Origin of the sequence: Limnohabitans sp. DM1, from assembly GCF_001269385.1 — a bacterium.
In the GTDB taxonomy this organism is placed as follows: domain Bacteria; phylum Pseudomonadota; class Gammaproteobacteria; order Burkholderiales; family Burkholderiaceae_C; genus Limnohabitans_A.
Map to the genome: position 1 here is coordinate 1 of NZ_CXOO01000074.1, position 6,723 is coordinate 6,723.

1 protein-coding gene and 1 pseudogene are annotated in these 6,723 nt (G+C 59.0%); one reads left to right on the plus strand and one right to left on the minus strand.

Translation table 11 applies throughout. The features are described from left to right. Window positions 1-22 precede the first annotated feature (22 nt). Window positions 23-6,226, plus strand: a complete 6,204-nt coding sequence (locus tag AMM33_RS21140; RefSeq protein WP_228768292.1) for a hemagglutinin repeat-containing protein — start codon at window positions 23-25, stop codon at window positions 6,224-6,226. Window positions 6,227-6,238: 12 nt separating this feature from the next. Here AMM33_RS21140 and AMM33_RS21145 read toward each other — a convergent pair. Then, window positions 6,239-6,592, minus strand: a pseudogene (locus AMM33_RS21145) (integrase core domain-containing protein); the annotation flags it as partial. Window positions 6,593-6,723: the final 131 nt, after the last annotated feature.

Here is a 6,723-nt window from a genome sequence, read left to right on the forward strand (position 1 = left end):
CCTCAATGTTCAAGCCAATGACGTGGGCAACAATGCGCCCAACGCCTTGATTTTCAGTGCCAAAGACAGCACCTTGACATTGCGCAATCTGGACAACAACGGCGGCAAAATCCTGGCCGTCGGTGCATTGACCCTCCAGGCCAGCGACACAGTGACCAATACAAAAGGTTTGCTCCGTGCGGGTAGTGAACTGGGCGTGACCTCCTCGCGCATCCAAAACACCCAGACCACGGGCGTCGATCAAGGCATTGAGGCTGACAACGTCAAGCTGGTCAGCGACCAGATAGACAACACGCAAGGGGCCGTTCGCACAGCCAACAATTTGACCCTGTTGTCCGACGGTCAAATCAACAACACCGACGGTTTGCTCAACGCTGGCGCACAACTGCAAATGGGTGCCCGACAAGCCAGCACGCCACAACTGGCCGTGAACAACACCCGTGGTCTGGTGGTGGGCAACAGCGAGGTCAACATCCGGGCTGGCCAACTGAACAACGCCTCAGGTCAGGTCATCTCCAAAAGAGATGTGATTCTGGACCTGCAGGGGGACCACCGCACCGATGGCATTTTGCAAGCCGGACGCGACATGAGTCTCAAGGTGACCGGCACCCTGAGCAATGATCGGCTGCTGCAAGCTGGGCGTCACCTCACGGCGCAGGCGCAAAACATATTGAACAACAGCAATGGTCAATTCATCAGCACAGGCACCACACAGTTGCTGGCCAACAATCAACTGACCAACCGAGGGTTGATCGACGGCGCGGACACCCAACTGCGGGCCGACACATTGAGCAATCTGGGCACTGGGCGTATTTATGGTGATCGGCTGGCCATGGGTGCCAACACCCTGAACAACACGGACGAAACCATCGACGGTGTGACCAAAGCTGCCACCATCGCTGCACGCGAAAGATTGGACATAGGCATCAGGGATCTGAAAAACACCAACAATGCCCTGATCTACAGCATGGCCTCCATCAACATTGGTGGAACGCTGGACGCCAACTGGCAGGCCACAGGCCGGGCCAACGACGTGCTCAACGACAGTGCCACCCTGGAAGCGGGCAGCGACCTCAAGATCACCGCTGCAAGCGTTCGCAACCTGGCCAGCAGCCTGACCTATGAACTCAAGCCGCTTGCCTCGCAGACGGTGTCGCAATACACCACCGACAAAGGCATTGTTGACAGCAAAGATGTGGGTTGGCGACCCGCAGTCCAAGATGGGTTTTTTAGGTTCGTAAATAACGAGGTTTTGGTGCTGCGCAGCAGCGTGTATGGCGATGTCAAATTCAAAGCCATTTACGATGGCCCCGACGCTTTTTTCCCAGAGTCGGGCAGTAACTGTGACGGTTGCACATACACCCCCGCCAGCCCCTCCTACGCCGCAAACCACAGCGTCTGGCAAGCCATGGGCGTTGCTGCGCCCACACAAAGCTTTGAAGTCAACCCGAAACCTTGGGTCGCTCTGCAAGCCAAAATTAATGCCATGCGTGGCGATGTCCAGAACAACTGGGCCAGCTACAAAGGTCGCCAATACCGCGACTACACAGAAACACCCACAGAACCCAAAACCACAGGTGGACGCGTGGGCGAGATCACGGCAGGCCGTGATGTGCAACTGAACCTCAGCAACCAACTGCTGAACCAGGACAGTAGTATCCTTGCGGGGGGCAAGTTGAGTACGCTGGGCGAACTGACGGGTGGCATCCAGAATCTGCGTAAAGTCGTTGAAACCAAGATCAGCAAAATTGGAAAAACAACTGATTGGGTGGTAGTGGATGAAGATTGCTTCTTATGGAGTTGCTCAGACGTTTACGGCTGGAGCACTTCTGCCTACAACGTCACCGAAACCAGCCAAGCCTTCTTGAACACCCTGAAATACGATCAATACCAACTTGTCCAGGCCAAGCCCGGTATTGAAAAAAATATGGTTGCCGCCGTCCAAACCAACATCCAGCCCGTGGGGTCAGTGACTTATGCAAGCGCAACCCCCAAAGCCACCCGTGTGGCGCTGACTTCAGTACAAACCAAAGCCGCTCAAGAAACCGCAACCACTGGCCAGGTGCACAGCGCCCCCACCACGTCCAAAACAGTCCAAGCCAAGGCATCGCAAGCCAGCACCACCGTCAGCCAAACGCAGGGCAGTGCCGCCACGGGCAGCACTGCGCAAGCCAACCAAGTGCGCACCCAGCCACAGCCGGGCAGTGTGCCCACCGGATCACTCTTTCGCCAACACCCCGAACCCAGCGCCCAATACCTGGTCGAAACCGATCCCCAGTTCACCCAATACCGCACCTGGCTGGGCAGCGATTACATGCTCAAAGCCCTGCAGACCGACCCCGCCACCACACAAAAGCGCCTGGGCGACGGCTTTTATGAACAAAAGCTCATCCGCGAACAAGTCGCCTCGCTCACCGGCAATCGCTTCTTGGGTGACTACAGCAGCGACGAACAACAGTACCAGGCCCTCATGAACGCAGGCGTGCAATACGCCCAGCAAATGAACCTGCGCCCCGGTATCGCCTTGACGGCTGAACAAATGTCCAGGCTCACCACCGACATGGTCTGGCTGGTCAACCAGACGGTGACCCTGGCCGACGGCAGCCAGCAAACCGTGCTCGTGCCCCAGGTCTATGCCCGGTTGCGAGAAGGTGATGTCAGCGCCAACGGCGCCCTCATGTCGGGGGGGCAAGTCGATCTGGCCGCAGGCAGCGCCCTGAACAACAGCGGCACCCTGAGCGCCCGCACCAGCCTGAGCGTGAGCGCACAAGACATCCGCAACAGCGGCAGCGTCAGCGCACAAAGCGTGGACATGGCCGCCACGCAAGACCTGCAAAACATCGGCGGCCTGATCCGGGCGCAAAGCAGCCTGAGCCTGAGCGCGGGCCGCGACCTGAGCGTGGCCAGCACCACCAGCACGCAAACCCAGGCCGGCGTGAGCGCAGGCGCCAGCCGCGCAGAAAGCCGGACCCAACTGCAAGGCATCGGCCAGGTCATGCTCACGGGCGATGGCAGCGGGCAAGCCGGGCAACTGAGCCTGAGCGCAGGGCGCGACGTGACACTGACAGCAGCGGCCGTAGCCAGCGCGGGAAGCCTGAGCCTGAACGCCGGGCGAGACGTGAACCTGCAAACCCTCACCCAATCGCACAGCCAGGACACCACCTACGACGCCAACCGCTACCTGCGCACCAGCCAAAGCCAGGAGGTAGGCACGCAAATCAGCGCCGTGGGCGAGCTGAGCATTCAGGCGGGGCAAGACGTCAACGCCCGGGCGGCCAACGTACAAGCTCAAGTGGGCTTGCTGGTGGACGCCGGGCGCAACGTGAACATCAGCGCAGGCGAACAAAGCCTGAGCACCGCACAATCGACGCGAAGCAACAGCAGCGGCTTGTTCAGCAGCAGCAGCACCACCAGCCGCAACAGCAGCGCCAGCACCACCGCTGTGGGCTCCAGCTTTGAAGGCCAAAGCGTCAACATCAGCGCAGGCCAAGACCTGAACGTCAAAGGCTCCAACGTGCTGGCCGACCAGGACGTGATTCTCAAGGCGGGCGGCAACGTCAAGATTGAAGCGGCGCAAAACACGCAAAACCAAAGCAGTTTCAGCCAAACCACCAAGTCCGGTCTCTTGAGCGGAGGTGGCCTGAGCGTGACCATCGGCAAGCAAATGCAAAGCGTGGACAGCCAAGGCCAAAGCACCACGGCAGCAGGCAGCACCGTGGGCTCCACCGGCGGTAACGTGACCATCACCGCAGGCAAGACCTACACACAAACAGGCAGTGATGTGATCACGCCAAAAGGAGACATCGACATCACCGCCAAGACAGTGGACATCCAAGAAGCCAGAGAAACCGGCAGCCAAAGCACCGAACAAAAGTTCAAGCAAAGCGGGCTGACGGTGGCCATCACCAGCCCAGTGATCTCTGCACTGCAAACGGCCAACAACCAACTGCAAGCGGCAGGCAACACCAGCAGCGGCCGCATGCAAGCCCTGGCGGCAGCCAATGCGGGGTTCAACCTCAAGCAAGGCGCGGATGCTGTTCAAGCAGGCCAAGGCGATGCCAATGGCATGGTGAAGAATGCAGACGGCAAGATGGTCGAAGGCAACGCTGCAGACAAAGCAGGCGGCATCGGCATCAGCCTGAGCCTGGGCGCATCCAGCAGCCAGTCCCAACAACAAAGCAACGCCGACAGCGCCAAGGGCAGCAAGGTCAATGCAGGCGGCAACGTGAGCATCCAAGCCACCCGCACCGCAGGTGCGCCCAATGACACGGGCAAAGACAGCGACATCACCGTGCAAGGCAGCAAGGTCCAAGCCGGTAAAACCGTCACCCTCAAAGCCGACGACCAAGTGAACTTGCTGGCCGCGCAAAACACCACGCAAGAAAGCAGCAGCAACCAAAGCAAGAGCGGCAGCATTGGCGTCGCCATGCAGCTGGGCGCAGGCGGTGGCGGCATGGGCTTCACGGCCAATGCCAGCCAAGCCACAGGCCAAGGCGCGGGCAACAGCACCACGTACACCAACAGCCAAGTGGCGGGCAACACGGTCAACATTGAATCAGGCGGTGAAACCAACCTCAAAGGTGCAGTGGTCAAGGGTGAGCAAGTCAGGGCTGATGTGGGCGGCAACCTCAACATAGAAAGCCTGCAAGACAAGAGCCAATACAAAGAAAGCAGCAAGAGCGCAGGCGGCTCGGTCATGGTGGGCGCGGGCTACAGCGGCAGCGTGAATCTGGCCAAGAGCAGCATCAACAGCGACTACCTGAGCGTGGGCGAGCAAAGCGCCATCCGCGCAGGCGACGGCGGCTTCCAAGTCAACGTGCAAGGCAAGACCACCCTGACGGGCGGCCAAATCACCAGCACCCAAGCGGCCATCGACAACAACAAAAACAGCTACGAAGCCAAGCAAGGCACCACCACCACCGACCTCAACAACAGTGCCAGCTACAGCGCCAACAGCGTGAGTGTGGGCATAGGCGCAGGCACCCTGCCCGGCAAGAGCGCCAGTGCGGGCATGAGCGGCGTGGGTGTGGGCAGTGACAAGGGCTCAGCCCAAAGCACGACCACGGCGGGCATCAGTGGCGTGGCGGGTAACGCGGCAGCCAGAACCGGAGACAAGAGCACCAGCATCGCGCCGATATTTGACAAAGAAAAGACGCAAAAGGAAGTGGCCGCACAAGTGGCGATCACCAGTGAGTTTGGCAAGCAAGCGAGCAAGGCGGTGGGGGACTATGCAGGCAACCAGCTCAAAGACCTGAGCCGCAAGGCCAATGCCGAAACCGACCCCGGCAAGAAAGCAGCCTTGCAAGCAGAAGCCGCCAAGTGGGAAGAAGGCGGCGCCTATCGCGTGGCGATGCACACCGCCGTTGGTGGTCTGACGGGTGGCCTTGCAGGGGCTGCAGGTGCAGGAGCCGCCAGCGCAGCAGCGCCCACGATTGACCAACTGCAAGGCCAACTCAAAACCGCGATCAAAAATGCAGGCTTGGGCGACAGTGCGGCGAATGTCATCTCCAGCCTGGCCGGTGGCACCACAGCCGCAGCAATCGGTGCAGCGGCCAGTGGGGGCAGCGTGGCAGGCGGGGCAACAGCGTTCAATTCGGATATGAACAATCGGCAGTTGCATCCGAGCGAACGGCAGTGGGCCAAAGAAAATGCAGCCAAATACAAATCCTATTTGGCAAGCAAAACAGGAGAAAACATCACTGTAGAAGAGGCCTACCAGCGTTTACTCAGTGCTGGATATGCGACAGTGGACACGGCAGCGCAGAACACCGGTCAAAGCGATCCGAATGCCAAACAATTCATCAGCACGAACGCCAAAGGTGACGCTCAGCTATTCAATGCTACGGCAGCTGAACGCAATAATCCGCTTTTAGGGGGGAATGCAGACGGCAGCTACACACCAGAGCAACAAGCCCGGTTTGCCACCACCGCTCCAGCGGCAAGAGCCAGCGCATTGGTCACTAAAGCCATGGATTACGCTGGTACAGACTGCGCAGCCAACTCTGCGTTGTGCAAGCAAAAGTTTCAGGCCATTGACAGCGCCATTGGTGCACTCAATGACGCAAAACTCCTATACCAGGATGATCCGTCGAGTGTTACGCTGATCAACAAGCAAATTGATCAGCTTAAAACAAGCATTACGCCCAGTGAGGTGTCACGCGGCGGGGCTGGCGCAATCAGTGAGACCTACAAAAACATAGCTGGGGTGCGGCGCGTGTCAAGGTAGTTGTCGCCTGAGTCATGCAGCTTTGAGCTGAGTATGTTGGTCAGAAATGGCCAGCTTGACCACCTCGTCACGTTCAGGGTTGAGGGTGACCGAGTCAATCAGAGACCAGTCTCGCGTGGCACCTGACCAGCGTGCCGGATGACGAGCCTTCGCTTTGGTGTACACCTCATGGCGAGCGGCCAGGATGGCCTGATCTTGGCCGCTGTGGCGTTGCTCTGGGCTGACGTAGCGAATACCGCTGTGGCGGTGATCGACGTTGTACCAATGCACGAACTCAGCGGCCCAGATGCGCGCTTGTTCTAGTGACTCAAAGCCCTGCACAGGAAACTCTGGGCGGTATTTGGCCGTGCGAAACAGTGCTTCGKAGAATGCKTTKTCGTCKCTKMCTCTCTTTCTCTCTTCCTCCTTCTTTCCTCCCCTCCCTTTTCTCCTTTTCAGTACCGTGGTGGCCTTGAGCGTGGAGCCATTGTCACCATGCAGTACGGGCTTGCTGTCCC